Here is a 26,598-nt window from a genome sequence, read left to right on the forward strand (position 1 = left end):
ATGCCGGCTTGGAAAAATGCGTCACAGCACAACGCGCCGATGCGCGGCGTGGTCGGTCGTGCCGGCAGTGCCTCGGAGTTCGAACTTCATCGGTGGGCCCCGTCCGAGAAGTCCGCGCGCTTCGTCGAGCACTTCTGGTCGGTGGCCTGGGACCGGCATCAGGCAGGTTCGTTCGAAAGCACGGTGATCACCTTCCCCGCCATGCATCTGACCCACGAGTGGGGCGATGATGTTGTGCGTCATGGCCATCGGCTGCCCAGCACGCTGTTGCACGGCGTAGTTCCCGAGGTTTTCCGCATCACGATCAGCGGCCGGGGCGGTGTGGTGGGGGCTCGATTCCGGCCGGGCGGCTTCGTTGCCTGTTTTGGTGGGGATGCCGCCGCGCTGACCGGCCGCGTGGTGCCCATGGACGACAGGTTCTCGGCCGCACCGGATCTGGACGAGGCGATCGGCGCGATGGCCGGTGAGCCAGACCCGATCTACCGCGTGCTCTGCCCGTTGATCGACCGAATGCGTGACGACGCGACACTGCATCGAGTGGAGCAGGTGATGGCGCTATCGCCGTGGAGTACGCGTACGACGCAGCGGGTGTTCCGGCGCTATGTAGGGGTGACGGTCAAGTGGGTGCTGTGCCGATATCGGTTGCAGCAGGCGGCCTTCGAGATCGAGACCGTACCCGGAGTCGATTTCGCCGATCTGGCAGTGCGTCTCGGCTGGTACGACCAGGCCCATTTCATCAACGACTTTCGGTCGATGCTGGGCAGCACGCCGGGGGAGTACGCCGCTCACAACGCTCCCACCACTTAGAAGGGTGGTGGTGGTCCGTATTGTTCGGCGAGCCAGTATTTGTATTGCTGTTCGACGTCGAGGGCGTTGTTGATTTCGGCGCGGAAGCGTCGTTCTTCGGCGATGCGTTCTTGGCGGTCTTGTTCGCGGGTCCGTGTGCGTTTGGGCATCATCGCGCCCCGGTTGGGGTGCGGGGCTTGGGGTTCGGGGAGATTCACCTCCCCGGTCGGTTGCCCCAGGACGGGAAACAGGTCAGCACCGTGGGGTTCGGTGGTGTAGGTGTGCCCGGTCGGCGATTGGAATTCGACGGTACCGTCGGGGAATTGACGATCGGTCCAGCCAGGACAGAACGTCTTCACCAAATGATGGGCCCGGCAGAATAGCTTGGTGTTCGACGGATGCGTCGGGCCTGCCGGCCAGGGCGCGGTGTGGTCGATATCGCAGCGTTCAACCGGGGCGTCACAGCCCGGGAACCGACACGTCAGATCCCGCCACCGGATGAACTCACTCAACGCCACCGACGGGCGATACCCCGGCTCAGCGGCCTCGGAATCGCCGGGTTCGGCGGGCACCACCACTGGCTTGAGCGTGGCGCCAGCGGCCAGGTCGCGCACCGATTCGGCGGGCAGGATGCCGTATCCGGGCAGATATCCCGGCGCGTCGCTGGTGCCATCGAGGGTGGCCTGCTCGGCCAGCACATGGACCATCGCAGCGTTGGCCGCGGCCCGCTTCTGGGTGGCCGGGCAATCGTCGCGACCGCACCGGCACGCCAACTGTGATTCCAGCCGGGCCACCGGCCCCACCGCATCGGCACGACGCTGCTCACGGGTGCGGGGATCGTGTTCACACACCGTGGCCGCCAACGCATCCAACCGTTGATTGAGCGCGGCCCCGTCTTCGGCATGGACATTGGCCCACAGCGAAGTCATGCCCGGGCTGCTCGGTTCGACCTGAACGAACCGCTCATCGTTCACATTGGGTGGGACTCGCACCCCGTTGGGGTCGAGTTTGGCGATCCACTGGTCCACCCGATCCCGCAACTGCCGTTCAGACAGCCGCATCCACCGGTGTGCCCGGGCGGCCAGTTCGGCATCCAGCCCGGACCACACCGCGCCGTCCACGATGCCGGTGCGGGCGATGATCACACACACCACCCGGTAATCGAGATCCCCGACGGCGAACCGGGCCGCCACCAGCGGCAGTTTGTCCCGCAACACCCGGGCGCGATGGATCTGGGTGCCGGCCCGACCCCGGCTGATCCGCATCGCCGCCGAAATCTCGGCAGCCACCGCCTCGAACGGGTCGGTGGTCCAAAAGATCGACTCGGCCAACTCCTGCTCCCGCAAGCTGTCCAACGCCCCGATCGCCGCAAGCCGCCCCGCGATCGCCACCGACTCCGCCCGCGCCCCAGCACTGACCGCGTCGATCAGCGCCACATCGGAATCAGACGTGTCGAACATGTGTTCGAGTGTACTCCGCGACACGGACACGAGCGCGGTTTCGGTGAATTCCGGTCAGGTGCGTGGTCAGGGCAGCGCTGCGGCCTGCTCCATGTGCCCCTCGAAGCCGAGGCGGGTGGCCAGATCTCGGTACCGGTCGCGGTATTCGCGGTAGCCGGCGTCGTCGCCCTTGGCGCGGGCGATGAGCGCATTCGTCCGGAGCAGCATGATGTCGAGGATGACCAGGCCGTCCTCGGCCGGGGCCGCGGCCAGTCTGGCGATCGCCGCCTCGGCCTCGGCCACGTCGCCCTCGGCGCCCCGGTCCAGCAGGGCCTCGGCGAGGATTCCGGTCGCCAAGATGTTGTACGGAAGCTGCCCGCTGTGGAAGAGGTCGTCGACCGCTTCGCGCAGCACCCGGATGGCCCCGGCCCGGTCGCCGCGCTTGGCCCGTTCTCGGGCGGTGTAGACGTCGATGCCGACCAGCTCGGACATGTAGAACCGGCCGCTCACACACATCTGCCGAACCTGGCCGAGGATGGACAATCCACGCTCGCGATCGGCCGGTGAATCTCGGTTCAGCAAGGCGTATCCCATGGTCACCCGGGCCAGGCCGAGCGCGATGTCGTCGCCGGCTCCCTCGGTGATCTGCAGGGCCCCGTCGATGTCGCGCAAGGCGTCGTCGCCGGCGAGCAGTACGCCGCAGGACACCGCGGTGAAGTACGTCCAGGTGATGACGAGAGCGTGGGTGAATCGGTCGGTGTTACGCGCGATGGCGAGCGCATGCTCTTGGTCCGCACGCCAACCTTCAAGGCCCAGGGCCCATTTGGCAATGCTGCGGGCCGCGAAGGCCACCGCCAGCGGTGAGCCGATGATGAAGTTGCCCTTGGTGGAGTCGCCGTCGGCCAGGTCGATCGCCATCTGCGACCACCGCAGCACCTCGCCCAATTCGCCGCTCTCGATCTTGAGTGAGATCGGAGTGGCCGACAAGCCGACGGTGAGCGCCGGATCGCCGATGGACTCGATCAGGCTCATGTGCTCGGAGACCTGCAGTGACGCGTCGCGCACCCGCCCCTGCATCATCAGTTCGCCGGTCAGCCCGGCCATGCCGATGGCCAGTGACGCTTTGTCCCCGGCGGCCTCGCACAGTTCCCTCAGTTCCTCGAAACGGGCCCCCGAGACACTCATGTTGCTGCGGAAACCATTGCCGCACACCAGAGTGCGCGGAGCTATCCGCATCGCGGCCCGGTCGGGATCATCGGCGGGCAGCAGGTCGGCGATCTGGCGGGCGCGCTCCCAGCACATCTGAGCTGCGGCGGTATCGCGGTTGTTCGCCCACGCGCCGGCGCGCATATGCCAGTTGTATGCCGCATGCAGGTCGCCGGCGGCTTCCAGGTGTTCGGCGATCAATGCGGCGTTCTCGTCGGCCAGCGCGGGTTCGCGCGCGGCGATGGTGTCGGCGAGACGCCGATGCAGTTCAGCGCGATCGGACTTCAGCTGTGATTCGTAGGCGACGGTCCGCACCATCGGATGATGGAAGGCGAACTCCGCGTGCGGCGTGTACTGCACCTGATCGATCAGCTCGGCTTCGATCAGATCCCCGAAGGTCGGTTCGGTGTCCAGGCAGGCCAACAACCCTGCGCTGAACCGGGATCCGATCACCGCGGCGGCGCTCAGCGTTCGCTTGGCCGCCGGATCCAGCCGGTCGATCCGTGCGGCGATGGTGGCCTGGAGGGTGGCCGGAACGCTCACCCGACCCTGCCCGTCGCACAGCACGTAGGCGCCGCGTTCGCCGCGGAGTAGGCCTCGTTCGGCCAGGTCGCGCACGATCTCGAGGGCGAAGAACGGGTTTCCGGCGGCCCGACCGGTGATGGTTTCGGTCAGGTCGGCTGCGCCGTCACCGGCCCCCAGCAATTCGTTGATCAACGCCGATGTCTCCGAATTATCGAGTGGTGCAAGAACTATCGTCTGCGCGCCATGGACATGACTCAATGCGCCGTGATATTCGGGGCGGTAGGTGATCACAACGAGGGACGGAGTCTGCGGCGTGACCAACAGGAAGTCCGACAACATCGATTCGCTGACGCTGTCGACCCAGTGGACATCCTCGACGACGTAGATCGCCGGGGTGCTTCGCGCCAGCGACGCCGCGTTGACGAGGGTGGTGAGCCGGCGCCGCCGGGCATCGGGGTCGATCACCGGCAGAACGACGTCGGGGTCGCCTATGCCGAGCAGGTCGTCGAGTAGCTCGAGGCTCTCGGTGGTGTCGTCGGGAATCTGGGCTCGAAGCTTCGCGCGGGCCGCTTCCCTGTCCAGGTCTTCGACACCGAATCCCGCCCGCAGCAGTCCGGTGATGGCATGAAATGGGATTTCGCTGGTGTGAGACTCGCAAAATGTGGAATGCACCGGCACGCCGCGCGCGGCGGCCCTTGCCGCGAGTTCGCTGACCAGCCGGCTCTTACCGATACCGGGCCCGCCGACCAGCAGGACGATGCTGCCGTGGCCCCGGATCGAGCGTTCGAGGATGCCTTCGACGGCGGACAGTTCCCAGCCCCGGCCGACCAGGGTTGATTCGCCGACATTGAGCAGGTTGTGTGCGGAATTGAGCTCGAGCAGGCGGCATGCGCGGATGGCGTGATCGGCGCCCTTGACCTGCACCATCTCAGCCTCGCCCAGCATCATGGTGTCTTCAACCAGGCGTGCGGTCGACTCGGTGAGCATCACCCCACCGGGCGGCGCGACCGATTCCATGCGTTGTGCCATGCCCACGTGCTCACCGATCGCGGTGTAGCTCATCGTGTCGGTGCCGACTTCGCCGGTGATGACCTGACCTGAGCTCAGTCCGATGCGCAGTTGCAGGTCGAGACCGTCGCGGGCCGCCACCTGCACCGCCAGCAGGATGGTCTGCTGCTGGATCTCGAGCGCGGCCAGGCAGGAGCGAAAAGCGTGGTCTTCCAACGCAACCGGTGCGCCGAAAATGGCCATGATGCCGTCACCGGTGAATTTGTCGACGGTGCCGCCGTATCGGCGGACCACGGCGGCGGATTGGTTGAACAGGTCGCTCATGATCTCGCGGAGGCGCTCGGCGCCCAAGGTCGCCGCGATATCCATGGACCGGACGACGTCGGCAAACAAGACGGTGACCTGCTTGTATTCGGCGCCCGGAGTCGATGCGACGGGCGCGCCGCACGCGTCGCAGTACCGGGCGCCTGCCCGCGGCTCGGTGCCACACGTGCGGCACGTCGCAGTTTCCGTCATTCGAAAAGCCCCCGCCATCGGAGAACCTGCTGCAACGAGAATAGAACGCAGCAACGCCGAAGGGGAGTCGATGCCGCGCTGCCACGATGGGCCTTTCCCGGGGCAACGACCAATCGAGCAACAACCTGCGCCGACGCGCGGACGGCCGGCCACTGCGCCTAGCCGGCCAGCGCCACCCGCCAGGCGGCCAGCTTGTCCTCGTAGCGCATGGTCTGTGCGGGGCTGGTCGAGGGCGCCCGCAGACTGGGCATGGGGAGAGGACCGGCCAAGCGCCGGTAGTTGGTCTCGGCGGCGGCCCCGTTGAAGACCACCCGTTCGAGCGTACGGTGCGTGGCGAAGAACGTCGCAAAGTCGTTGGGCACCATGCTGTCCCGTTCGACGGCGGAGTCCAGACTGCCCACTCGACGGCAGGACCGGAGCACATCCCACACCGCCACCCGGTGCGCGCAGAGTGCGGCTTCCCGGTCCGCATATGGCTCATCGGCACCAAATCCGAAAAGTGATCCGGTGATCCGCCAGAACGCGTTGCGCGGATTGCCGTAGTACTCACCGGAGGCCAGCGACATCGCGCTCGGCATGTTGCCGAGGATCAGTACCCGGGGCGCCGCACCGACGATGGGGTTCAGTCCGTGCAGCAGGCCGGTCACTCACGCATGTATACGCCGCGCGCACGCGGGCGCCCCGAACGGCGTGGGGGGAGTCACGTTCGGGGCGCCATATCGTAGATCGTCAGTGCAGGTGAGGGACCTCCTTCAGTCCGGTGTCATGTGTCCCAGCTCACACGGCGGTCAAGGGTTGCGGCAAGGGTTGCACGGGGTTGCAGACCCCCGGGCATTTGCCTGCGAAAGGAGCGCGAAGGATCCGATGTGGCCCGACTTCGGTTCGCGTGGCGCGGAGGTGTGATGTAGAGCACAATCGGCGGTGATGGCTGGTTTGCTGGTACCCGAGCCCGCGGTCTCATCCGGTGAGGATCCGCGGCGTTACGCGATGCTGTTGTCTGCCGTGTACGACGCGACCATGTCGGGCGACCGGGCGCCGGCGCGTCCGCGTTCGGTGATCGAAGATTCCTGGAACAGATTGCGGGCCAGGGGGATCAACCCAGACCACCACGTTCCGCCCCGCACCGAAACCACCGGACTGGACTTGCTCAGGCAACGGTCGGGGCTGATGGGGGTGCTCGACGACGTCACCCGCGGGCTCGAATCGGTGGTCGGGGAGGGCGACAACATCCTGGTCATCGCGGACGCCCGCGGCCGCGTGTTGTGGCGGTCGGGTTCGCCACGCGTGCTCAGCCTCGCCGATCGCCTCGGCTTCATCGAGGGCGCGACGTGGAGTGAGAACGCCGTGGGCACCAACGGCATCGGCACCGCGCTGGCCTTGCATCGTGCGGTGCAGATCTTCTCGGCCGAGCATTTCCTGCGCAGCCACCACCCGTGGACGTGTGCCGGGGCGCCGATCCGGGATCCCCGGACGGGCCAGGTCATCGGCATCGTGGACGTATCCGGACCGGCGCCGACGGTGCATCCGACGACCGTGGCCCTGGTGGATCTGGTGGCGCGATTGGCCGAATCCCGGCTCCGGGAAGCACATGACCGAACGTTGAACCAGTTGCGCGCCGTGGCGGCACCGATGCTGGCAAGGGTCGGCGGCCCGGCATTGGCAGTCGACGCGGACGGCTGGGTGGCGGCAGTGGCCTCCTTGCCGCTGCACAATCGGATCCTGTTGCCGGAGAGCGGGTTACCCGGCCGGATCTGGGTACCGCCGCTGGGTATGTGCGATGTGGAGTCGTTGCCGGGTGGGTGGTTGGTCCGGGTGGCCGACGACACCGAGCCCAGTCCGAGGCCGTCGCGGGTGATCCTCGACCTGCGCGACGGGGAACCGTCTCTGGAGATGGTCGGCCAGTTCGGCAATTGGCGGCGCAGCATCTCCAGCCGTCATGCCGAGATCCTGTTGGTGTTGGCGACCAACGAGCAGGGCCGGTCGGCGCCGGAACTTGCCGCGGACCTCTACGGCGACCGGTCGCGAGTGGTGACCGTGCGCGCCGAAATGTCGCGCCTGCGTAAACAGTTCGTCGGCCTGGTGGCGGGCAAGCCCTACCGCTTCGGGGATTCGGTGATCGTGGATGTCCGTTACCCGCAGGATATGTCGATGTTGCTGACTTCGTCGACGGCTCCGGCGGTTCATGCGGTGCGCGGGTATACCTTGGCCTGATGGCGGCCGACCCCACACTCTTGGACGGACTCGACGGCGAAGCGGGTGCACAGCGCGCCGAGCTGGTCGAATGGCTGCTGGCCCGCGGTATCGGCGCCGACCAGATCCGCCAGGCCGGCACCCCGATGCTGCTGGCCTCGCGCCGGGTGGCCGGCGATGACGGCACCTACACGTCGACCCGCGAGATCAGCGAGCACACCGGACTGGACGTCGCACTGGTGCAGCGGTTGCAACGGGCGATGGGACTGGCAACTGTCGAGGATCCCGACGCCGCGGTGCTGTTGCGGGCCGACGCCGAGGCGGTGGGCTTCGCTGAGCGGTTCGTGGAGCTGGGCATCGACCCGGACCAGATCGTGTTGATCACCCGGGTGCTCTCCGAGGGGCTCGGCCGGGCCGCCGAGGTGATGCGCTATGCCGCGCTGTCAGCGGTGCTGACCGCAGGTGCCACGGAACTGGAAACTGCGAAGGCGACCGAAGCGCTCGTGGCCGAGGCGGCGCCGTTGATCGGTCCGATGATCCGGGACATGTTGTTCGTGCAACTGCGCCATTCGTTGGAGACCGAGGCGGTGACTGCCTCGGAGCGGGCTGAAGGGATCCCGCTGCCCGGTGCCCGGTTGGTCACCATCGCGTTCGCCGACATCGTCGGGTTCACCCGGCTGGGCGAGGTGGTGCAGCCCGAAGACCTTGAGCGGCTGGCGAATCGATTGGCCGACGCGGCCCGTGAGGTGGCGGTCGGCCCGGTGCGGTTGATCAAGACGATCGGCGATGCGGTGATGCTCGTCAGCACCGACGCGGCGGCGCTTGTAGATGCGGTCCTGCAGTTGGTGGCGGTCACCGAGACCGACGAGGGGTTCCCGCGGCTGCGGGTCGGGCTGGCGACCGGGCCCGCGGTGAGCCGGGCCGGTGACTGGTTCGGTGGTTCGGTGAATCTGGCCAGCCGCGTGACCGGCGCGGCGCGGCCCGGGACCGTGCTGGTGGCGGAGTCCACCCGGACCGCGGTCGGCGAGACTGGCCGGTTCAGCTGGTCGTTCGTCGGGGCCCGACACCTCAAGGGTGTCAAGAGTGACGTCAAGCTGTTCCGGGCCCGAACCGCGCCGAACTTTATTGAATCTTCATCGAACGACTAGACCAGCCATATGGACCTTGGGGAGGCTTGAGGGATGACGAAACTGATGACGCTGAGTGCCGGCGCGGTGGTAGCGGCGGTTCTGGTGGCCGGCTGTAGTAACCAGTCCACGGATGGGGCTGCGGATGCGACGACGGCCACGTCGGCGGCGGCGACCCCGCAGGCTTCGGGCCAAGCCGACAACGCGGCTCATAACGACGCCGATGTGATGTTCGCCCACCACATGATCCCGCACCACGAGCAAGCGGTCGAGATGAGCGACGTGTTGCTGGCCAAGCCGGGCATCGACGCGCGGGTGATCGACCTGGCCACCCAGATCAAGGGTGCCCAGGCCCCGGAGATTGCGCAGATGCAGGGCTGGCTGAAGCAGTGGGGCAACCCCCCGATGCCGCCGATGCCGCAGGGCGATGGCGACATGGGGCATGGCGACATGGGACACGGCGACATGGGGCAGGCCGGCATGCCCGCCATGCAGGGCATGGTGTCGGAGGCTGACATGACCGCGCTGCGCAACGCCCAGGGCGTCGAGGCGGCCAAGCTGTATCTGACGCACATGATCGCTCACCATGAGGGCGCGATCACCATGGCTGACGATGAGATCAAGGACGGTCAGTATCCGGCTGCGGTCGAGCTGGCCCACGCCATCGTGAAGACCCAGCAGCAGGAGATTGACACCATGCGACAGGTCCTGGGTTCGCTCTAGCCGGTCGGCAGGGTGATCGTGAAGGTGGTCCCGGCGCCTGAACCGGCTGCCGGGCTGGTCACCTCGATCCGCCCGCGATGGCCTTCGACCAGGGCCTTCACGATCGCCAGCCCGATGCCCGATCCGCCGTGGTCGCGATCACGTGCGGTGTCGGCCCGGTAGAACCGGTCGAAGACATGGGGCAGATGCTCGGCAGGGATGCCCTCGCCGGTATCGGTCACCCTCAGAGTGACGGTCCCGCTCTCGGGTCCGGCGGCCGCGCTGATGGTCACCTGCCCCCCGGCCGGGGTGTGCCGCAGTGCGTTGTCGAGCAGGTTGCCCAGGATCTGGGCCAGCCGGTGGGGATCGGCCCAGAGCGCCGGCAGGTCCTCGGCTGTCTGCCGGTGCAACGCCACGCCCTTGTCGTCGAACCGGTCCTGGGCCGCGGCGACGGCGGCGGCCACCACGGTGTGTGTCGCCACCGGCACCGGAGTGATCGTGGCCGGGCTCTCCTCCGCCTTGGCCAGGGCAGCCGCGTCGCCGGCGAACCGGACCAGTCGGTGGGTCTGCTGGCGCAGCATCGAGACGGTCTCGGGGTCAAGTGTCCGCACGCCGTCCTCAATGGCCTCGAAGTAGGCCTCCAATACCGAAATCGGAGTTCGGATCTCATGAGCAAGATCACTGAACAGCCTGCGGCGACCGGCGTCGACGGATTCCAGGCGCCCAGCCATTTGGTTGAAAGAACTGGCCAGGGAGTCGAATTCGTCGCCAAGATGGGCAGGCGGTACCCGAGAGTCGTAGTGGCCGTCGGCGATGGCGGTGGCGGCCTTGGCCACCTCGGTCAACGACCGCTGCAGGCGCCTGCCGATATACCAGGTGACGATCAGGGCCGCCAGGATCGCGACGCAGGACGCGACCGCGATCGATATCGCCGTGGCGTAGACGTAGGCCTCCTCGGCGTGCATCTGTTCGGCCGAGTCGCCGGAAACCCCTGCGCGGTGCAGATGTTCGCGGAACAGTGGCGGTCCGACGATGGCGGCCACCAGTCCGGTGGTGCCGGCACCGGCGGCCATTACCAGGGCCTGGGCCGACAGCAGTCGAGTACGCAGGCCGACGGTCATCACTGGCTGTCCTGCCCGGTGCCCATGCGGTATCCCACGCCGCGCACCGTGATCACGTACAGCGGATCGGCCGGATCATCGCCGAGTTTGCGGCGGAGGTGACCGATGTGAACGTCGACGAGGTGTTCGTTACCCACATAGGTGGTTTCCCATACGGATTCGAGGAGCTGGCGACGGCTCAGCGCCACGCCGGGCCGAGCCGAGAGGGCGGCGAGTACATCGAATTCGGTGCGCGTCAGCATGATCGGTTCGTCGTGGAGGAAGACCTGGCGTCCGTCGACGTCGATGCGCAGCGCCCCGAACACGCGGCCGTCCGTGGCACCGGGAGCGGCGACGCGGGGCCGGCGCAGCATGGCCCGGATCCTGGCCACCAGTTCCCTCGGGCTGAACGGTTTGGTCATGTAGTCGTCGGCGCCCACCGACAGGCCGACGATGGTGTCCGTCTCGGTGTCGCGGGCGGTCAGCATCACCACATAGGCGTCGGAGAACGTGCGCAATTGTCGACAGACCTCCACGCCGTCGATGCCGGGCAGGCCGAGGTCGAGGATGACCACGTCGGGGTCGACCTCGCGGGCCAGGCGCAGTGCTTCGGTCCCCTCGTTGGCGACGGTGACTTCGAACTGATCGCGCGTCAGATAGCTCGCGATGACCTCGGCGAGCGGGGCTTCGTCGTCGACCACCAGGGCCCGGTAGCCGCCCGGAATCTGCTCCATGTGCCCATAGTGCAGGAGTGGGCCGGGACACATAGGGAATTTATACCCTAGGGGGGTATAGTATGGATCGACAACGACAGCTGGTTCAGGAGGAAATTGCATGAGTACCCAGACCATCACCGTCTCCGGCATGACCTGCGGGCATTGCGCCACGTCAGTGCGTGAAGAGGTCGGCGGGCTCCCCGGCGTGCGTGCGGTCGAGGTCGACCTGTCGTCTGGGCTGGTGACCATCGACAGTGACAACCAGCTGGATCCGTCGGCCATCAACGATGCGGTCGCCGAGGCCGGCTACGCCGTCGCGGGCTGAATCGGTCATCGATCATGAGTGCACCGCAGAAGCTCATCGGGTTCGTCGTCGGACTCGTCATGGTGTTCGCCGTGTCCTTCGGTATCGGCTCGGCGATCATGCCGGGCAGCGCCCCGGCCACGGGCCACGACTCCGGCCACGCGGTGGCATACACGCTTCGACTCGATGAGCCTGCGCTGCCGTCCGGCGCCGCGGTACCGCTCCGGTTCCAGATCGTCGACAGCAGTGGCGCCCCGGTGACGGAATACGTCGAGAGCCACGAAAAGATGCTGCATCTGATCGTGGTGCGCCGCGATCTCGCCGACTACCAGCACGTTCATCCGGTGCTCGACAAGTCCGGCTCGTGGAGTGTTCCACTGGAGCTGGCCGAGCCCGGTGACTACAGGGTGTTCGCCGACTTCGTGCCGGCCGGCGGCCGCGCCGTCACGATCGGTGCCGACCTGGCCGTTGCGGGTGATTACCAGCCGCAACCGCTGCCCGCGGCGGCCGACACCACCACAGTCGACGGGTATACCGTCACGCTTGCCGGGGTGGCCACGGCCGGTAAACCCTCGGAGCTGACGCTGTCGGTCAGCCGGGACGGCAAGCCCGTCACCGACCTGCAGCCCTACCTGGGTGCCTACGGGCATCTGGTCGCGGTGCGCGCATCGGACCTGGCCTACCTGCACGTCCATCCGATGAGCGACGCGGCCGACCCGGCCACCGCGCCGGGCCCGCAGATCGCGTTCCACACCACACTTCCGAGCGCCGGTGAATACCGGTTGTTCCTTGACTTCAAGCACCGCGACGCGGTGCACACCGCCGAATTCACCGTTGAGGGGGCACCGTGAGCACCGCCACTGGCCACGTCGTACTGGAGATCGGCGGGATGACGTGTGCCTCATGCGCTGGACGCATCGAGCGCAAGCTCAACAATCTCGACGGCGTCACCGCGACCGTGAACTACGCCACCGAGAAGGCCACCGTCGACGTCGCAGGCGAGGTCACGCCCGAGCAACTGATCGAGGCCGTCGCAACCGCGGGCTACACGGCACAATTGCCGGCGACCGAACCGGGCGAGAGTCACGTCGAGGACGATCCAACCGCCGCGTTGCGCACCCGGTTGATCGTCTCGGCCCTACTGACGATCCCGGTCATCGCCATGGCGATGATCCCCGCGTTGCAGTTCACCAACTGGCAGTGGCTCTCGCTGACCCTGGCCGCACCCGTCGTGGTGTGGGGCGCACTGCCGTTCCACCGCGCCGCCTGGACGAATCTGAGGCACGGCACCGCCACCATGGACACGCTCATCTCGATGGGCACCATCGCGGCGTTCGGTTGGTCGCTGTACGCGCTGTTCTGGGGTACCGCCGGGATGCCGGGCATGACACACCCGTTCTCACTGGCCATTTCGCCGTCCGACGGCGCCGGCAACATCTACCTGGAGGTCGCCGCGGGCGTCACCACCTTCATCCTGGCCGGGCGATACTTCGAGGCACGCTCCAAACGGCGGGCCGGGGCAGCGCTGCGCGCATTGCTCGAGCTCGGCGCCAAGGATGTTGCGGTTCTGCGAAACGGTGTGGAACAACGCATCCCGGTCGAGTCGCTGGCGGTGGGTGACGAGTTCGTGGTCCGTCCCGGCGAGAAAATCGCCACCGACGGTGAGGTGATCGACGGTTCATCGGCGGTGGATGCCTCGATGCTCACCGGGGAATCGGTTCCGGTCGAAGTCGGTGCCGGCGATCAGGTGGTCGGCGCCACAGTCAACGTCGGCGGCCGGCTCGTGGTGCGCGCCAAGCGAATCGGATCCGACACCCAGCTGGCCCAGATGGCCCGGCTGGTCGAGGACGCGCAATCAGGAAAGGCGCAGGCGCAACGTCTGGCCGATAGGGTGTCCGCGGTCTTCGTGCCGATCGTCATCGCGCTCGCGGTGGGCACGCTCGGTTTCTGGTTGGGCACCGGTGGATCGGTGGCCGCGGCGTTCACCGCCGCGGTGGCGGTGCTGATCATCGCCTGCCCGTGCGCACTGGGCCTGGCCACCCCGACCGCGCTGCTGGTCGGCACCGGACGTGGCGCCCAACTCGGCATCCTGATCAAGGGGCCCGAGGTGCTCGAATCCACCCGCCGCGTGGACACCGTGGTGCTGGACAAGACCGGGACGGTGACCACCGGGGCGATGACTCTGCTGGACGTGATCACCGCGCCCGGTGAGGATCCCGCCGAGGTGCTGCGTTTGGTCGGGGCGGTCGAGGACGGCTCTGAGCATCCGGTCGCCAGGGCGATCGCCAAGGGCGCCCGCGACAAGCTCGGCGACCTGCCCGTGGCCGAGGATTTCGCCAACGTGGCGGGCCTCGGGGTGCAGGGCGTCGTAGACGGCCATGCCCTGGTGGTGGGCCGTCGCCAGCTACTGGCCGACTGGGGACAGCAGCTGCCACCGGACCTGGATATCGCGATGCGCGATGCTCAGGCCCAGGGCCGCACCGCGATCGCCGCGGGGTGGGATGGGCAGGCGCGCGCCGTGCTGGTGGTCGCCGACGCGGTCAAGCCCACCTCGAAAGAGGCGATCGAGCAACTGCGCGCCCTCGGTCTCGAGCCGATCATGCTGACCGGCGACAACGAGGCGGCAGCCCACACGATCGCCGAACAGGTTGGCGTGCAGGAGGTTTACGCCGATGTCCTGCCGCAGGACAAGGTCGATGTCATCAAACGGCTGCAGGACGAGGGCCGGGTGGTGGCGATGGTCGGCGACGGTGTCAACGACGCCGCAGCGCTGGCGCAGGCAGACCTCGGCCTGGCCATGGGTACCGGCACCGATGTGGCGATCGAGGCCAGCGACCTGACGTTGGTGCGCGGTGATCTGCGGGCCGCCGCCGATGCCATCCGGTTGTCCCGGCGCACGTTGGCCACCATCAAGGGCAACCTGTTCTGGGCTTTCGCCTACAACGTCGCGGCGTTGCCGCTGGCGGCGGCCGGACTGCTCAACCCCATGCTGGCCGGTGCGGCGATGGCGTTCTCCTCGGTGTTCGTGGTCAGTAACAGCCTGCGGCTGAGACGATTCCGATGATCGCGGAAATGTCACGGGCCGGATTCGATTCAGGCGGAACCGGAATCGTCATCGTCACGTCGCTACAGTTGAAGGCATCGTGATACCGGGCAGATCTCGTGTGCACTCACTGTCACGGCTGGCAGCCATGATGGTGATCGCGTTGTGGGCGACGGTACTTGCCGGGCAGTGGCAGGTCACGACCCACCATCAGGCGGTGCATCTGCCGCATGCGGTTTCCGCCGCGATCGGCGACGGTAGCAACGCGCTGGTGCTCGACCATCCGCACGTCAGTGACGGTTCGGCTCCGCACACACTTGAGGGTTTCACCGCTGCGGTGCTGCCGCGGACTGCGGCCGCTCCGGCGGCGCTGTCGGTGGTGGCGCTCATCGTCGGGTGCGCGGTGTTGTGCGGGTGTGCCGCCGTGCGCGCACAGCGCGGTCCGCCTGACCGCCATCGGATTCCACTCGCCGGTCAAGCACTTCTGCTCCGGATCTGTATCGCGCGCCGCTGACCGGCAGCGCGGGGTGCGCTGAGCGCCCCAACGCTGTCCGGGTCAGTTGCCGTGCTGAGCGCGGCTGGAGATACAGAATCGACGAAGCCATGAACCATGCCCTTTCCACCCGTTCTTTCCATGTTCTGCGCCAAAACCGTGGGCCCCACACCATGGTCGGCCATACTCCCACCCTGTGGGTGTCCACTCCGTTCGCCGATGAAGGGCGCGGATTCTGGGCGAAACTCGAAGGCTTCAACCCTGGCGGTATGAAGGACCGGCCCGCCATGCACATGGTGGAGCAGGCCCGGGCTCGAGGCGACCTGAAACCGGGTGGCCGCATCATCGAATCAACCAGCGGCACATTGGGCCTCGGCCTCGCATTCGCGGGAACGATCTACCACCACCCGGTGACCCTGGTGACCGATCCAGGCCTGGAACCGATCATCGAGCGAATGCTGACCGCCTACGGTGCCGAGGTTTCGATGGTGACCGAACCGCATCCCACCGGTGGGTGGCAGCAGGCCCGGCGCGACCGGGTGGCCGAACTGCTCGCCGCCGACGACAACGCGTGGTATCCCGACCAGTACAACAACCCCGACAACGTCGATGCCTACCGGCCACTGGCACTCGAACTCAACGCCCAGATCGGCCACGTCGATGTGCTGGTGTGCTCGGTCGGCACCGGCGGGCATTCGGCCGGTGTGGCGCGGGTGCTGCGCGAGTTCAACCCGGATCTGCGCCTGATCGGGGTGGACACGATCGGTTCGACGATCTTCGGTCAACCTGCCGCGACGCGGGTCATGCGGGGCCTCGGCTCGAGCATCTACCCCCGCAATGTGGACTACGGCGCGTTCGACGAGGTGCACTGGGTGGCGCCGGCCGACGCGGTGTGGGCTGCCCGGACGCTGGCGTCGACGTACTACGCCAGCGGGGGATGGAGTGTCGGAGCGGTCGGTCTGGTGGCCGGCTGGGCGGCGCGAAACCATCCGCACGGCACCACGATTGCCGCGGTGTTCCCCGACGGCCCACAGCGGTACTTCGACACGGTCTACAACGACGACTACTGCCGTGAGCTCGGTCTGCTCGACCATCAACCGGCCCACGAACCCGAGACGATCGAGGGCCCCGGCGATCGCGTCGTGCAGTCCTGGACCCGTTGTGAGACGGTCTCCGACCCGACGGCGGTGGCCGGATGAGCGGACTCGTCGCGCAGTTCCGCAGTTTCGACCTGCCGAGTCGACTGTTGATGGTCAACCAGTTCGGCATCAATCTGGGCTTCTACATGCTCATGCCGTACCTGGCCGGCTATCTGGCCGGCCCACTCGGCCTGGCCGCGTGGGCGGTGGGGCTGGTGCTGGGCGTGCGGAACTTCTCCCAGCAGGGCATGTTCATCGTCGGTGGCACCCTGGCCGATCGGCTGGGGTACAAACCGCTCATCGTCGCGGGGTGTCTGCTGCGCACGGCGGGGTTCGGGCTGCTCGTCGTCGCGGACTCATTGCCCGCGATGTTGATCGCCTCGGCGGCAACGGGTTTCGCCGGAGCATTGTTCAATCCCGCGGTGCGGGCCTATCTGGCCGCCGACGCCGGTGACCGGCGGCTCGAGGCCTTCGCCACGTTCAATGTCTTCTACCAGGCCGGGATCCTGTTGGGGCCACTCGCCGGAATGGCACTGCTGGCCTTCGATTTCCGAGTGACCGCCGCCGTCGCTGCCGGAGTGTTCGCGGTGCTGACCGTGGCCCAGTTGATGGCCCTGCCGCGGCACCGTGCCGAACCTGTCGAGCAGCGGAGTTCGGTGCTCGAGGACTGGCGCAGTGTCGTCGCCAACCGCGGGTTCGTGTTGTTCGCGGTGGCGATGGTCGGCTCCTACGTCCTGTCCTTCCAGGTGTATCTGGCATTGCCGCTGCAGGCGGCAGAGCTGCGACCTGGGAACGAAACCGTGTTGGTAGCAGCGATATTCGTGGTGTCCGGTTTGATCGCGGTGGGCGGACAACTGCGCATCACCCGGTGGTTCGCCGACCGCTGGGGGTCGCGGCGCAGCCTGGTGGTCGGTCTGCTGGTGCTGGCGGCGGCTTTTGTTCCGATGGCGGTGGTGCCCGACGGAGACCGGTTCGGTACCGGCGCTGCGGTGGCGGCCCTGCTCGTTTCGTCGGGGCTACTGGCGCTGGGCTCGGCCGCGGTGTTCCCGTTCGAGATGGACACGGTCGTGGCGCTGTCGGGTGATCGACTGGTCGCCACCCACTACGGGTTCTACAACACCGTCGTCGGCATCGGGATCCTGCTGGGCAACGTGGCCACCGGCTCGCTGATCGGCGCCGCCCGCGCCGCGGGCCTGGCCGAACTGGTCTGGCTGGGCCTCACGGCGATCGGGCTGGTGTCCGCGGCCGCGCTCTACGCGTTGATGCGGGACGGTGGGAGGCTGGCGCCTTCGCCGCTCACTGCATCGGAACGGTGACGCCCTCCGACGGTTGCACGATCACAAAACCATTGCCGTGGAACGAGACCTGAAGGGCCTCGCCGGAGCCCCGGCCGATCAGTGCGCCCGCCTTGAAACTCGTCTTGAGCTGCGTCTGCAGGTGCGCCGACCAAGCCACCACGGCGTCGGTGTCGGCGAAGGTCGGAGCCTCGGCGGTGTCGAGCACCACCGGCGGGCCGTCGGTGGTCAGGGCCACCCACCCGGTGCCGCGCAGCGTGGTGTTGAACAGGCCGCCGGTCGCGATGCTGCCGCCGCGGACCCGTTCGATGTTCCAGTCGAGGCCCGAGGAGAAGGCCAGCACGTTCTTGCCGCTGATCGACAGTCCCGAGTTGGACAGTTGGAGCAGGTGGACGTCGAAGCCCTGATCGGCGAGGAACACATCACCGGAGCCCTGGCAACGCATCAGCGGTAGCCCTTCTCCGGTGAGGGCCTTCTTGATGAACTTCGATGCGCCGCCGCCTTCGAAGGCAAAGTCGACGTTGCCCTGGTAGGCGACCATCGAGCCCTGTCGGGCCATGAACGGTTCGCCCAGGCGGACCCGCAGCATCTTCTTGTTCTGGTTGGCGATCGGCGTCGCCTCTTTCTCGCTGAACCGGCCGTCGACGAGATCGCCGCTGATGCCGGCGAACCCGTCACCCTGGGCCTGCGGCTGCGGCTGCGGCTGCGGCGCGGAAGTGGTGAGCGGCGCCCGGCCGGCCTGACCCTGATGAGACACCTGATCGGTCCAGGATTGTCCGTCCCACCAGCGGTACTCGTAGCGGCCGTCAGGATCGGGCAGCCAGCCGGGTTGCCAGTTTCCGTTCACAGTCATTCCTCGAATCGTCGGGTGGGGAGAAATCGCCACCAGGCTACAAGTCGGCGGCTCCGGGTCGCGGGCGTAACCAGATGGCGGAATTTTCGCCCTTAGGTTCTGGGGGTGAATGCAACAGCTTCTAGCTGAGGAGTTGTTGATGCGTGCACGTCGTCTGTGTGGGTTGGCCTGTGCCGGCCCTCAGTTCTGGGATCACATCAAACAGGGAATGACCCCCAGTGAGGCCGGGGTGGCCGTCGGCGCGTCGGAAACCAGCGGTAGGCGTTGGTTTGCTGATGCTGGTGGAGTGAGACCTAGGATTCGCGACGAGTCGGCTCCGCGCACGCGGCCCCGGCTCACCATTGAAGAGCGCAACGAGATCCAAGACGGCGTGGCCAGGCAAGAGCCGATCCAGCAGATGGCGCGACGGTTGGATCGCCATCCGACAACGATCATGCGGGAAATCGGTCGGAATGGGTGGTGCCGTGGTCGATACCGGGCACGGTATCGGTTCGGTGCCCGGTGGCACGGCGGGCCGACAACCAAACCGAAGTATCGGGCCGATCTGGCTCAGTCGCATGCCGCTGACCGGGCTCGCCGGACCAAGCCAGGCAAGCTGGCGATCAATGAACGGTTGCACGATGAGGTGCAGAATCGGTTGCACGATGAGCACAGCCCCGAGCAGATCGCCAAACGCCTGAGGCTGGATTTCCCCGACGAGCCGGAGATGTGGGTGTCCCACGAAACCATCTATCAGGCCATCTACGTGCAGGGCAAAGGCAACCTACGCCGCGAACTGCATACCTGCCTGCGCACTGGGCGTGCCCTACGCAAGCCCCAACGGCGCGCCGATGAGCGGCGGGGTCGGATTCCCGACATGGTCAACATCAGCGAGCGCCCACCCGACGTCAACGACCGCGCCCTGCCCGGGCACTGGGAGGGCGACCTGATCACCGGTACCGAGAACAAGACTGCAATCGGAACCCTTGTGGAGCGCACGACCCGCTTCACGATGCTCTTGCACCTGCCCCACGACCACGGCGCGGTCGCAGTACAGGAGGCGATCGTGGCGAAAATGGCGGCGCTGCCGGCGATCCTGCGTAAAACGCTGACCTGGGATCAGGGCAAGGAGATGGCCAACCACGTAGCCACCGCCAAGGCCGCCGACATCGACATCTACTTCTGCGATCCGCATTCACCCTGGCAGCGCGGGACCAACGAAAACACCAACGGGTTGTTACGCCAATACTTTGCTAAGGGCACCGACCTGTCGGTGTTCCCACCGGACTACCTCGACTACGTCGCAGCCAAACTCAATACCCGCCCACGCAAAACACTGGGCTGGAAAACTCCGGCCGAGGCCCTCGACGAACTACTCTCGAACCCGCCCGAACCATCAGCTGTTGCAACCAAACCTTGAAACCGCCGCCTCGGCACCGCCACAGCGTTACAAACGCGGCGAACCGCTGGCATCCTTAGTGCCATGGCAAAGGAAATCGACCCGCTTCGTGCCCAAGGTGCGCTCGCGGTCTTCAAGCAGCACCCCGGCATGGTGCTGTTCGCGGTGTCGCCGGCGATCATCCTGCTGGGCGCCGTGTGGTGGATCGCCGGCCCGGGCTGGGCCGGGCTGCTGCTGGTGGCCCTGGTGCTGGCCGGCGGGGCCGCACTGCTGCTCAAGCGCAACTAGAACGCCGCAAGCAGAAATCCACGTTCGCCGGTGGTGAACGCCGTCCTATCTGCGATGTAACGGTGTAATCATGTAATCATGAACAAACATCAACACCATCGCCGGTCTGCGGACGAGGCCGCCGAATGGTTCGCAGGCCGACTGCCCGATACCTGGTTCACGAGCGATCCGACGGTGATCGTCGACCGTGAAGAGATCACCGTCATCGGACGGCTGCCCGATGCCACAGATAACCCAGAAGCCGAGACCCAGGCCCGGGCCTCCGGGCGGGCCTCACGGTTCCGGGAGGAGACGCGCAGCGAGCGGATGCGCATCGCCGACGAGGCGCAGGGCCGTTTCGACCGGAAGGTCTCCTGGGGCGTAGAAATCAGCACAGGAGTCGGTTCCGAATCGGAGCGAATCCTGTTCACCCACATCGCGGTACCGGTGATGACCCGGCTCAAGCAGCCCGAACGGCAGGTACTCGACACCCTGGTCGACGCCGGCGTGGCCCGGTCGCGCTCGGACGCACTTGCCTGGTCGGTGCGCCTGGTCGGCCAGCACACCGAGGAATGGTTGGACAAGCTGCGCGGTGCGATGAAGGCGGTTGACGATCTGCGGGCAGAGGGTCCCGGCGCCTAGATTCGCTCGATCCCGACGTACACCGAGCCGAGCACCGAGGTCTGGGACAGCGGATCGATCGCTGTCCCGTCGGCCAGCAGGTTGCGGTTGACCCCGTAGGAATCCGGTGCGCTGCCGTGGAGCGGGTCGAATACCCTTGAGCCCCAGCCATGATCGAGTACGACGACCCCGCGGCGGGGCCGGTCGCTGAGCGCCGCCGTCACCTCCACCTGTCCCACCGGTGAGTACACGCGCACCCGGTCGCCTGCCGCAATGCCCAGCGCTGCAGCGTCCTCGGGGTGCAGCAGTACCTCGTTGTCCTTGCCTCCAGGATGCAGGCCAGGCACTTCGTTCAGCCAGGAGTTCATCGAATGCCGCCGGCGCCCATTGCCCAGTATGAACGGGAACCCTTCCGGTGCTTGGTGATCGGATGTGGCGAGCAGTTCACGGGTCCGCGCCACAAACTCGGCGGGGGCGGCATGGACCTTGTGGTCCGGGGTGCGCAACGCTTCGCGGAACCGGCCGAACTGCCGCGGTCCGAGTACCAGCCCGTGCGGATTCGACGTCAGCTCGCGCCAGGTGAGCTTGTGCCCGTCGACTTTCCGTGAGGTCAGGATGATCAGCCGGTCCATCCAGTGCGGCCCGAACGCCAACCCGGGCCGCCGGGTCCGCGCCGCCAGCCAACGGGTCGCGCGGATGAACCCGTTGAATCCCTTCGCGCCGAACAGCGGGCGCCGCATGGCCAGCGCCAGATCGGTGAACACCCGCCACTCCTCGCGGGTGCCGTCCGGTGGTTCGACGGCCTTCACGCCGTACTGCACGTAGGGCTCGTCGTGCATGCCGCTGGTGAAGGCCAACAGATCGTCGCGCTCGAGCCAGTGCACCGCGGGCAGCAGCCAGTGCGCGTGCCGGTGGCTCTCGCGCTGCACCAGGTCGATGGCCACCAGCAGGTCCAGCCCGCCCAGGGCCTCGTCGAGCCTGGCCCCGTCGGGCCCGGAGATCACCGGGTTACCGGAATTGATCAACAGCGCGCGGATCTGGCCACGGCCCGGCGTGGTGATCTCGTCGGGCAGTTCGGCCAGCGCGTGTGCCCCGGCCACCAGACCACGTCCGGCCAGCCTGCTGGTGTGCGGGCGGGTGGCCGCCAGCCCGGCCAGCCGCAGCGTGTCGACATAGCCCGGCTCGAAGCGGCGCCCACCGGGGCGATCCATCCGCCCGGTGATCAGGTTGAGTACATGACCCAGCCATTCGGCCACCGTGCCCGCGGCATGCAGCGACACCCCGGTGCGCGTGATGGCCATCGCTCCTGGCGCCGAGGCGAATTCGCGCGCCACCCGCTCGATCACGTCGCGGGCGATATCGCAGCGCGACGCCAGATCGTCCAGGTCGGCGTCGGCGGTCAGCGCGCGGAGGTCGGGCACCCCGGTCGCCAGCTCGGCGCAGTCGGCGCGGTGCTCGCGGCCCTCGTCGACAATCACCTTGACCATCGCCAGCAGCAGCGCCCAATCCGTACCCGGACGCACCGATAGATGTAGATCCGCGGCTTGGGCGCTCTCGGTGCGGATCGGGTCCACCACGACGATCCGTGCGCCCCGCTTCTGGCGGGCCAGTGCGCGGCGCCAGCCGCCAGGCACCGACTCAACCCAGTTCCAAGCGCTCACAGCGGGATTGGCCCCGACGATCAGGAAGTAGTCGCAGTGGTCGACATCGGACACCGGCACCATCAGTGGTGATCCGTACATGGCTTCGGCCACCACGTGCAGCGCGTTCTGGTCCACCGATCCGACCGCGTAGCGGTTGTACGTGCCGATGGCATCCAGCCAGGCGTTCATGAACACCAGGTTCGACGACGAGTAGCCGGCCGGATTGCCGTAGTAGGCGGCCACCGCATCCGGGCCGCCGACCTTGATGATCCGGTTCATGCGCTGCGCGATGTCGCTGATCGCCTCGTCCCAACTCGCCTCGACATAGCCGTCACCGACCCGGCGCATGGGGCGAAGGATGCGTCGAGGGTGTTCCACCACCTGACCGGCGGTGCGGCCTTTCGCGCAAAAATCACCCCAGGTGTGCGGGTTGAGCTTGTCGGCGGAGATCTTGACCACCCGGTTGTCCTCGACCGTCACCTCCAGGCCGCAGGACGCCAGACAGTACCGGCAGAACGTGTGCACGGTACGGGACGTCATTACACCGACACTACGGTTTGTAACGGAGGTGGGGGCGCTAAACCTGCGTCATTTCCCAGTACCGCCCATGCCGGGACATCAGTTCCTCGTGGGTGCCGCGTTCGATGATCCGGCCGCCGTCCATCACCAGGATCAGGTCGGCATCCCGGATGGTCGAAAGCCGGTGGGCGATGATGAAGCTCGTCCGGTCCCGGCGCAACTCGGCCATCGCCTGCTGGATCAGCAGTTCGGTGCGGGTATCCACCGCGCTGGTGGCCTCGTCGAGCACCAGCACCTTCGGCTGGGCCAGCACCGCGCGGGCGATCGTGATCAACTGCTTCTCGCCGGCGCTGATGGCGCCGCCGTCGTCGTCGACCCGGGTGGCGTACCCGTTCGGCAAGGTGTGCACGAACCGGTCGACGTAGGCCGCCCGAGCCGCCTCGATCACCTCGTCCTCGGACGCGTCGGGCCGCCCGTAGGCGATGTTGTCGTAGATGGTGCCGCCGAACAGCCAGGTGTCCTGCAGCACCATGCCGACCGAGGACCGCAGCGACTGCCGGCTCACCGTCGAGATGTCGACACCGTCGATCAGGATTCGGCCGGAATCGACGTCGTAGAACCGCATCAGCAGGTTCACGCACGTGGTCTTGCCCGCGCCGGTGGGGCCGACGATCGCCACGGTGCTGCCCGGCTCGGCCACCAGGGAGAGATCCTCGATCACCGGAGTGTCCGGCAGGTAGCCGAAGTTCACCCGGTCGAATTCGACCCGGCCGCTGCGGATTTCCAGTGCCGCGGCCGGTTCGGGGGACTGTTCTTCGGCGTCGAGCAGCTCGAAGACCCTTTCGGCGCTGGCGATTCCGGACTGCAGCGTGTTATACATCCCGGCGACCTGGCCCAGCGGTTGGTTGAACTGCCGCACATACTGGATGAACGCTTGGATGCTGCCCAGGGTGATCTGTCCGCCTGCTACCTGGAGGCCGCCCACCACGGCGACGGCCACATAGCTCAGGTTGCCGATGAACATCGTCGCCGGGCCGACCAGGCCCGAGAAGAACTGTGCCCCGATGCTGGACCGGTAGACCTCGTCGTTGAGCTCGTCGAACCGCCGCTGCGCGGCCTCCCGATGTCCGAAGGTCTTGACGATGGTGAAACCGCTGTAGGTCTCCTCGATGTGGGCCGCGAGGCGTCCGGTGTTGCGCCACTGCGCCACGAACAGCGGTTGGGAGCGACGGGTGATCCAGCGGATCACCAACAGTGCCAGCGGCACGGTGATGACGGTGAGCAGTGCCAGCAGCGGTGAGATGGTCAGCATCATCACCAGCACCGCGAACACCGTCAGCACCGAGGTCAGCAGTTGGCTGATGGTCATCGACACCGAGGTCGCGATGTTGTCGATATCGTTGGTGACTCGGCTCAGCACTTCGCCGCGCTGACGGGAATCGAAGTAGGACAGTGGAAGTCGGTGCAGTTTGTCCTCGACTTCGGCCCGTAGCGCCACCATGGTCCGTTGCACCGTGACGTTGAGCAACCGGGCCTGCAGCCACACCAGTACCGCGGCAAGCAGATACAGGCCCAGCGCCAGGGCCAGGGTGCGGGCCACCGCGGCGAAGTCCACTCCGTGGCCGGGAACCACGTTCATCCCGGACAGGAGATCGGCGAAGGTGGTGTCGCCGCGCGCCCGGGCCGCCGCGACGGCCTGCTCCTTGGTCAGTCCGGCGGGCAGTTCGCGCCCGATCACACCGTTGAACAGCAGATCGGTGGCGTGCCCGAGAATCCGGGGGCCGGTCACGCCGATCGCGATCCCGCCGACCCCGAGCAACACCACCGAGATCGCCAGGGCGCGTTGCGGCACCAGGCGTTTGAGCAGGCGCAGGACCGACCCGCGGAAGTCGCGGGTGCGCTCGACCGGCGCGGCCGGGGTTCCGCTGCGGCGCAGCACCGCCCCGGTCACCGTGGACCTCCGGCGGTGATCGCCTGCGATGCGGCGAACTCGGCGTAGGTGGGGCAGTCGGCGAGCAACGTCTCGTGGGTGCCGATGCCGACGATGCGGCCGTCCTCGACCACGACGACCTGGTCGGCCTCGATCACCGTCGAGATCCGTTGCGACACGATGACCACGGTGGCGTCGGCCGATACGTCACGCAAGGCGGAGCGCACCCGGGCATCGGTGTGTACGTCGAGGGCCGACAGCGCATCGTCGAACAGGTAGATCGCGGGCCTGCGGATCACCGCTCGCGCGATCGCGAGCCGTTGTCGCTGTCCGCCGGAGAAATTGATGCCGCCCTGGGCCACCGGGCGGTCCAGTCCGTCGGGGTGGGCCGCCACGAAGTCGTCGGCGGACGCGATCCGCAGTGCGTCCCACATCTGTTCGGTGGTGAGTTCCTGTCCCGGCGCGGCCCCGTAGCGCAGGTTCTCGGCGATCGTTCCGGAGAACAGGTAGCCCCGCTGGGGGACCAGACCGATCGAGGACCACAACTGCTCGAGGTCGAGATCGCGCACGTCGACGCCGTCGACGCGTACCGCACCCGCGGTGACGTCGTAGAAGCGGCAGATCATCGCCAGCAGGGTGGATTTCCCGGATCCGGTGGACCCGACGACCGCAGTGGTGGTCCCGCGCCGGACGCGCAGCGAGACCTGCTGTAGCACCGGGCGATCGGCGCCCGGGTAGCTGAACGATGCGTCGTCGAACTCGATCTCACCAGCGATGGACACCGGTCGGACCGGGTCGGGGGGGTTGGTGATCTGGGGCCGCGTGCCCAGAACACCGCTGACGCGCTCGGCGCAGACCGACGCGCGCGGGAGCATCACCGCCAGCACCGTCGCCATCAGCACGGCCATCAGGATCTGCATGAAGTAGGCGAGAAACGCGATCAGTGAGCCCACCTGCATGTGGCCGGCGTCGATCCGCAGCCCGCCGAACCAGATCAGGGCGACGCTGGAGATGTTGATCACCAGGGTGGTGGCCGGCAGCATCAGCGCCTGCCACTGCCCGGCCTCCACCGCAGTGGCCGACAGGGACTCGTTGGCGTCGGCGAACCGCCGCTCCTCGACGGATTCGCGGGCGAACGCCCGGATCACCCGGATACCGGAAAGCTGATCACGCAACACCCGGTTGATCCCGTCGATCAGCCGCTGCATGCGCCGGAAGATCGGCATCAGGTGGGTGATGATCCAGTAGTTCGCCAGTCCCAGTACCGGAACACTGACCAGCAGCAGCCACGACAGCCCGGCGTCCTGGTGCACCGCCATCAGGATTCCGCCGATCGACATGATCGGGGCGGTGATCAGAATGGTGGCGGTCATCTGCAGCAGCTGCTGGATCTGGCCGACGTCGTTGGTGGTGCGGGTCAGCAGCGTCGGGGCGCCGAAGCGGGCGGTCTCCTCGGCCGAGAATGTGGTGACGTGATGGAAGATCGCCGAGCGTAGATCGCGGCCGAAACTCATGGCTGCGCGCGATCCGAAGAACACCGCTCCGATGGCGCAGGCCACCTGCAGACCGGTGACACCGAGCATCACCCCGCCGAGTTCGACGATGAGCCGGGTGTCGCCCTTGGCCACCCCGTCGTCGATGATCGCGGCGTTGACCGTCGGGAGGTAGAGCGACGCCAGGGTGCTGATCACCTGTAGTGCCGCAACGATGGCGAGCAGCCGCCGGTACGGCCGCACGTACTGTCGCAGCAGCGCCCAGAGCATCTGGTTACTCTTGCACACCACCCGCTGACGGTCGT

At 67.2% G+C, this 26,598-nt stretch carries 22 protein-coding genes; 13 read left to right on the top strand and 9 right to left on the bottom strand.

Annotated elements, in window-relative coordinates:
* Complete coding sequence (locus JOF57_RS03445; protein ID WP_209913655.1) at positions 1-807, top strand: AraC family transcriptional regulator; 807 nt, start codon at positions 1-3, stop codon at positions 805-807.
* On the opposite strand, the gene JOF57_RS03450 is transcribed toward JOF57_RS03445, so the two are convergent.
* From JOF57_RS03450 to JOF57_RS03460, 3 genes are all read right to left on the bottom strand, one after another.
* Entirely contained in the window at positions 804-2,246 is a 1,443-nt protein-coding gene (locus JOF57_RS03450) for an HNH endonuclease signature motif containing protein (protein WP_209913657.1), read from the bottom strand. The two genes, JOF57_RS03445 and JOF57_RS03450, sit on opposite strands and share 4 nt — an antisense overlap.
* A gap of 66 nt (positions 2,247-2,312) precedes the next feature.
* The gene (locus JOF57_RS03455; RefSeq protein ID WP_209913658.1) at positions 2,313-5,480 is read right to left on the bottom strand and encodes an ATP-binding protein; all 3,168 of its coding nucleotides are present in this window, start codon (positions 5,478-5,480) and stop codon (positions 2,313-2,315) included.
* A 158-nt stretch (positions 5,481-5,638) separates the two neighbouring features.
* The gene (locus tag JOF57_RS03460; RefSeq protein WP_209913660.1) at positions 5,639-6,127 is read right to left on the bottom strand and encodes a DNA-deoxyinosine glycosylase; all 489 of its coding nucleotides are present in this window, start codon (positions 6,125-6,127) and stop codon (positions 5,639-5,641) included.
* Between the two features lie 277 nt (positions 6,128-6,404).
* Between JOF57_RS03460 and JOF57_RS03465 the strand changes: the two genes are divergently transcribed.
* The 3 genes from JOF57_RS03465 to JOF57_RS03475 are packed head-to-tail and all read left to right on the top strand — an operon-like array spanning position 6,405 to position 9,520.
* Positions 6,405-7,691, top strand: coding sequence for a GAF domain-containing protein (locus JOF57_RS03465; RefSeq protein WP_209913662.1), 1,287 nt, complete (start codon positions 6,405-6,407; stop codon positions 7,689-7,691).
* Complete coding sequence (locus JOF57_RS03470) at positions 7,691-8,818, top strand: adenylate/guanylate cyclase domain-containing protein (protein ID WP_209913664.1); 1,128 nt, start codon at positions 7,691-7,693, stop codon at positions 8,816-8,818. Before JOF57_RS03465 ends, JOF57_RS03470 begins: the two co-directional genes overlap by 1 nt.
* 33 nt (positions 8,819-8,851) lie before the next feature.
* Positions 8,852-9,520, top strand: coding sequence for a DUF305 domain-containing protein (locus JOF57_RS03475; protein WP_209913666.1), 669 nt, complete (start codon positions 8,852-8,854; stop codon positions 9,518-9,520).
* Here the strand turns inward: JOF57_RS03475 and JOF57_RS03480 are convergent.
* Positions 9,517-10,620, bottom strand: a complete 1,104-nt coding sequence (locus tag JOF57_RS03480) for a HAMP domain-containing sensor histidine kinase (RefSeq protein WP_209915767.1) — start codon at positions 10,618-10,620, stop codon at positions 9,517-9,519. The two genes, JOF57_RS03475 and JOF57_RS03480, sit on opposite strands and share 4 nt — an antisense overlap.
* Positions 10,620-11,333 carry a response regulator gene (locus JOF57_RS03485; protein WP_209913668.1) on the bottom strand — a complete coding sequence of 238 codons (714 nt, stop codon included), beginning with the start codon at positions 11,331-11,333 and terminating at the stop codon, positions 10,620-10,622. Before JOF57_RS03485 ends, JOF57_RS03480 begins: the two co-directional genes overlap by 1 nt.
* A gap of 100 nt (positions 11,334-11,433) precedes the next feature.
* On the opposite strand from JOF57_RS03485, the gene JOF57_RS03490 reads away from it, so the two are divergent.
* From JOF57_RS03490 to JOF57_RS03515, 6 genes are all read left to right on the top strand, one after another.
* Positions 11,434-11,640 (top strand): heavy-metal-associated domain-containing protein, encoded by a 207-nt coding sequence (locus tag JOF57_RS03490; protein WP_209913670.1) that lies wholly within the window; start codon positions 11,434-11,436, stop codon positions 11,638-11,640.
* Between the two features lie 14 nt (positions 11,641-11,654).
* Entirely contained in the window at positions 11,655-12,470 is an 816-nt protein-coding gene (locus tag JOF57_RS03495; protein ID WP_209913672.1) for a DUF8832 domain-containing protein, read from the top strand.
* Positions 12,467-14,683, top strand: coding sequence for a heavy metal translocating P-type ATPase (locus tag JOF57_RS03500; RefSeq protein ID WP_307869952.1), 2,217 nt, complete (start codon positions 12,467-12,469; stop codon positions 14,681-14,683). Before JOF57_RS03495 ends, JOF57_RS03500 begins: the two co-directional genes overlap by 4 nt.
* Before the next feature lie 100 nt (positions 14,684-14,783).
* Entirely contained in the window at positions 14,784-15,176 is a 393-nt protein-coding gene (gene lpqS / locus JOF57_RS03505) for a putative copper homeostasis (lipo)protein LpqS (protein WP_209913674.1), read from the top strand.
* Between the two features lie 89 nt (positions 15,177-15,265).
* Positions 15,266-16,354, top strand: a complete 1,089-nt coding sequence (locus JOF57_RS03510; protein WP_209913676.1) for a PLP-dependent cysteine synthase family protein — start codon at positions 15,266-15,268, stop codon at positions 16,352-16,354.
* Positions 16,351-17,610, top strand: coding sequence for an MFS transporter (locus tag JOF57_RS03515; protein ID WP_209913678.1), 1,260 nt, complete (start codon positions 16,351-16,353; stop codon positions 17,608-17,610). Before JOF57_RS03510 ends, JOF57_RS03515 begins: the two co-directional genes overlap by 4 nt.
* Here JOF57_RS03515 and JOF57_RS03520 read toward each other — a convergent pair.
* A complete protein-coding gene (locus tag JOF57_RS03520) occupies positions 17,591-18,442 on the bottom strand; it encodes an AIM24 family protein (RefSeq protein ID WP_209913680.1) in 852 nt (283 codons plus the stop codon). The two genes, JOF57_RS03515 and JOF57_RS03520, sit on opposite strands and share 20 nt — an antisense overlap.
* Positions 18,443-18,581: 139 nt before the next feature.
* Here JOF57_RS03520 and JOF57_RS03525 point away from each other — a divergent pair, with 139 nt between their 5' ends.
* From JOF57_RS03525 to JOF57_RS03535, 3 genes are all read left to right on the top strand, one after another.
* Positions 18,582-19,841: an IS30 family transposase gene (locus JOF57_RS03525; RefSeq protein WP_234937700.1), complete on the top strand. Its 1,260-nt coding sequence runs from the start codon at positions 18,582-18,584 to the stop codon at positions 19,839-19,841.
* Between the two features lie 63 nt (positions 19,842-19,904).
* The gene (locus tag JOF57_RS03530) at positions 19,905-20,108 is read left to right on the top strand and encodes a hypothetical protein (RefSeq protein ID WP_209913682.1); all 204 of its coding nucleotides are present in this window, start codon (positions 19,905-19,907) and stop codon (positions 20,106-20,108) included.
* A 78-nt stretch (positions 20,109-20,186) separates the two neighbouring features.
* Entirely contained in the window at positions 20,187-20,729 is a 543-nt protein-coding gene (locus JOF57_RS03535; protein WP_209913684.1) for an ATP-binding transcription factor AbmR, read from the top strand.
* Here the strand turns inward: JOF57_RS03535 and JOF57_RS03540 are convergent.
* The 3 genes from JOF57_RS03540 to JOF57_RS03550 are packed head-to-tail and all read right to left on the bottom strand — an operon-like array spanning position 20,726 to position 26,563.
* Complete coding sequence (locus JOF57_RS03540) at positions 20,726-22,891, bottom strand: molybdopterin-containing oxidoreductase family protein (RefSeq protein ID WP_209913686.1); 2,166 nt, start codon at positions 22,889-22,891, stop codon at positions 20,726-20,728. The two genes, JOF57_RS03535 and JOF57_RS03540, sit on opposite strands and share 4 nt — an antisense overlap.
* Positions 22,892-22,928: 37 nt before the next feature.
* Positions 22,929-24,821, bottom strand: coding sequence for an ABC transporter ATP-binding protein (locus JOF57_RS03545; protein ID WP_209913688.1), 1,893 nt, complete (start codon positions 24,819-24,821; stop codon positions 22,929-22,931).
* Positions 24,818-26,563 carry an ABC transporter ATP-binding protein gene (locus JOF57_RS03550; protein WP_209915773.1) on the bottom strand — a complete coding sequence of 582 codons (1,746 nt, stop codon included), beginning with the start codon at positions 26,561-26,563 and terminating at the stop codon, positions 24,818-24,820. The genes JOF57_RS03545 and JOF57_RS03550 overlap by 4 nt, the downstream gene beginning before the upstream one ends.
* Positions 26,564-26,598 lie beyond the last annotated feature (35 nt).

The organism is Mycolicibacterium lutetiense (assembly GCF_017876775.1).
Classification (GTDB): Bacteria; Actinomycetota; Actinomycetes; order Mycobacteriales; family Mycobacteriaceae; genus Mycobacterium; species Mycobacterium lutetiense.

Bases quoted from the DNA above. Each gene is read 5' to 3' on its own strand.
- JOF57_RS03445 (WP_209913655.1), top strand. From the start codon at position 1: ATGCCGGCTTGGAAAAATGCGTCACAGCACAACGCGCCGATGCGCGGC.
- JOF57_RS03450 (WP_209913657.1), bottom strand. From the start codon at position 2,246: ATGTTCGACACGTCTGATTCCGATGTGGCGCTGATCGACGCGGTCAGT.
- JOF57_RS03455 (WP_209913658.1), bottom strand. From the start codon at position 5,480: ATGACGGAAACTGCGACGTGCCGCACGTGTGGCACCGAGCCGCGGGCA.
- JOF57_RS03465 (WP_209913662.1), top strand. From the start codon at position 6,405: ATGGCTGGTTTGCTGGTACCCGAGCCCGCGGTCTCATCCGGTGAGGAT.
- JOF57_RS03470 (WP_209913664.1), top strand. From the start codon at position 7,691: ATGGCGGCCGACCCCACACTCTTGGACGGACTCGACGGCGAAGCGGGT.
- JOF57_RS03475 (WP_209913666.1), top strand. From the start codon at position 8,852: ATGACGAAACTGATGACGCTGAGTGCCGGCGCGGTGGTAGCGGCGGTT.
- JOF57_RS03480 (WP_209915767.1), bottom strand. From the start codon at position 10,620: ATGACCGTCGGCCTGCGTACTCGACTGCTGTCGGCCCAGGCCCTGGTA.
- JOF57_RS03485 (WP_209913668.1), bottom strand. From the start codon at position 11,333: ATGGAGCAGATTCCGGGCGGCTACCGGGCCCTGGTGGTCGACGACGAA.
- JOF57_RS03490 (WP_209913670.1), top strand. From the start codon at position 11,434: ATGAGTACCCAGACCATCACCGTCTCCGGCATGACCTGCGGGCATTGC.
- JOF57_RS03495 (WP_209913672.1), top strand. From the start codon at position 11,655: ATGAGTGCACCGCAGAAGCTCATCGGGTTCGTCGTCGGACTCGTCATG.
- JOF57_RS03510 (WP_209913676.1), top strand. From the start codon at position 15,266: ATGAACCATGCCCTTTCCACCCGTTCTTTCCATGTTCTGCGCCAAAAC.
- JOF57_RS03515 (WP_209913678.1), top strand. From the start codon at position 16,351: ATGAGCGGACTCGTCGCGCAGTTCCGCAGTTTCGACCTGCCGAGTCGA.
- JOF57_RS03520 (WP_209913680.1), bottom strand. From the start codon at position 18,442: ATGACTGTGAACGGAAACTGGCAACCCGGCTGGCTGCCCGATCCTGAC.
- JOF57_RS03525 (WP_234937700.1), top strand. From the start codon at position 18,582: ATGCGTGCACGTCGTCTGTGTGGGTTGGCCTGTGCCGGCCCTCAGTTC.
- JOF57_RS03530 (WP_209913682.1), top strand. From the start codon at position 19,905: ATGGCAAAGGAAATCGACCCGCTTCGTGCCCAAGGTGCGCTCGCGGTC.
- JOF57_RS03535 (WP_209913684.1), top strand. From the start codon at position 20,187: ATGAACAAACATCAACACCATCGCCGGTCTGCGGACGAGGCCGCCGAA.
- JOF57_RS03540 (WP_209913686.1), bottom strand. From the start codon at position 22,891: ATGACGTCCCGTACCGTGCACACGTTCTGCCGGTACTGTCTGGCGTCC.
- JOF57_RS03550 (WP_209915773.1), bottom strand. From the start codon at position 26,563: ATGCTCTGGGCGCTGCTGCGACAGTACGTGCGGCCGTACCGGCGGCTG.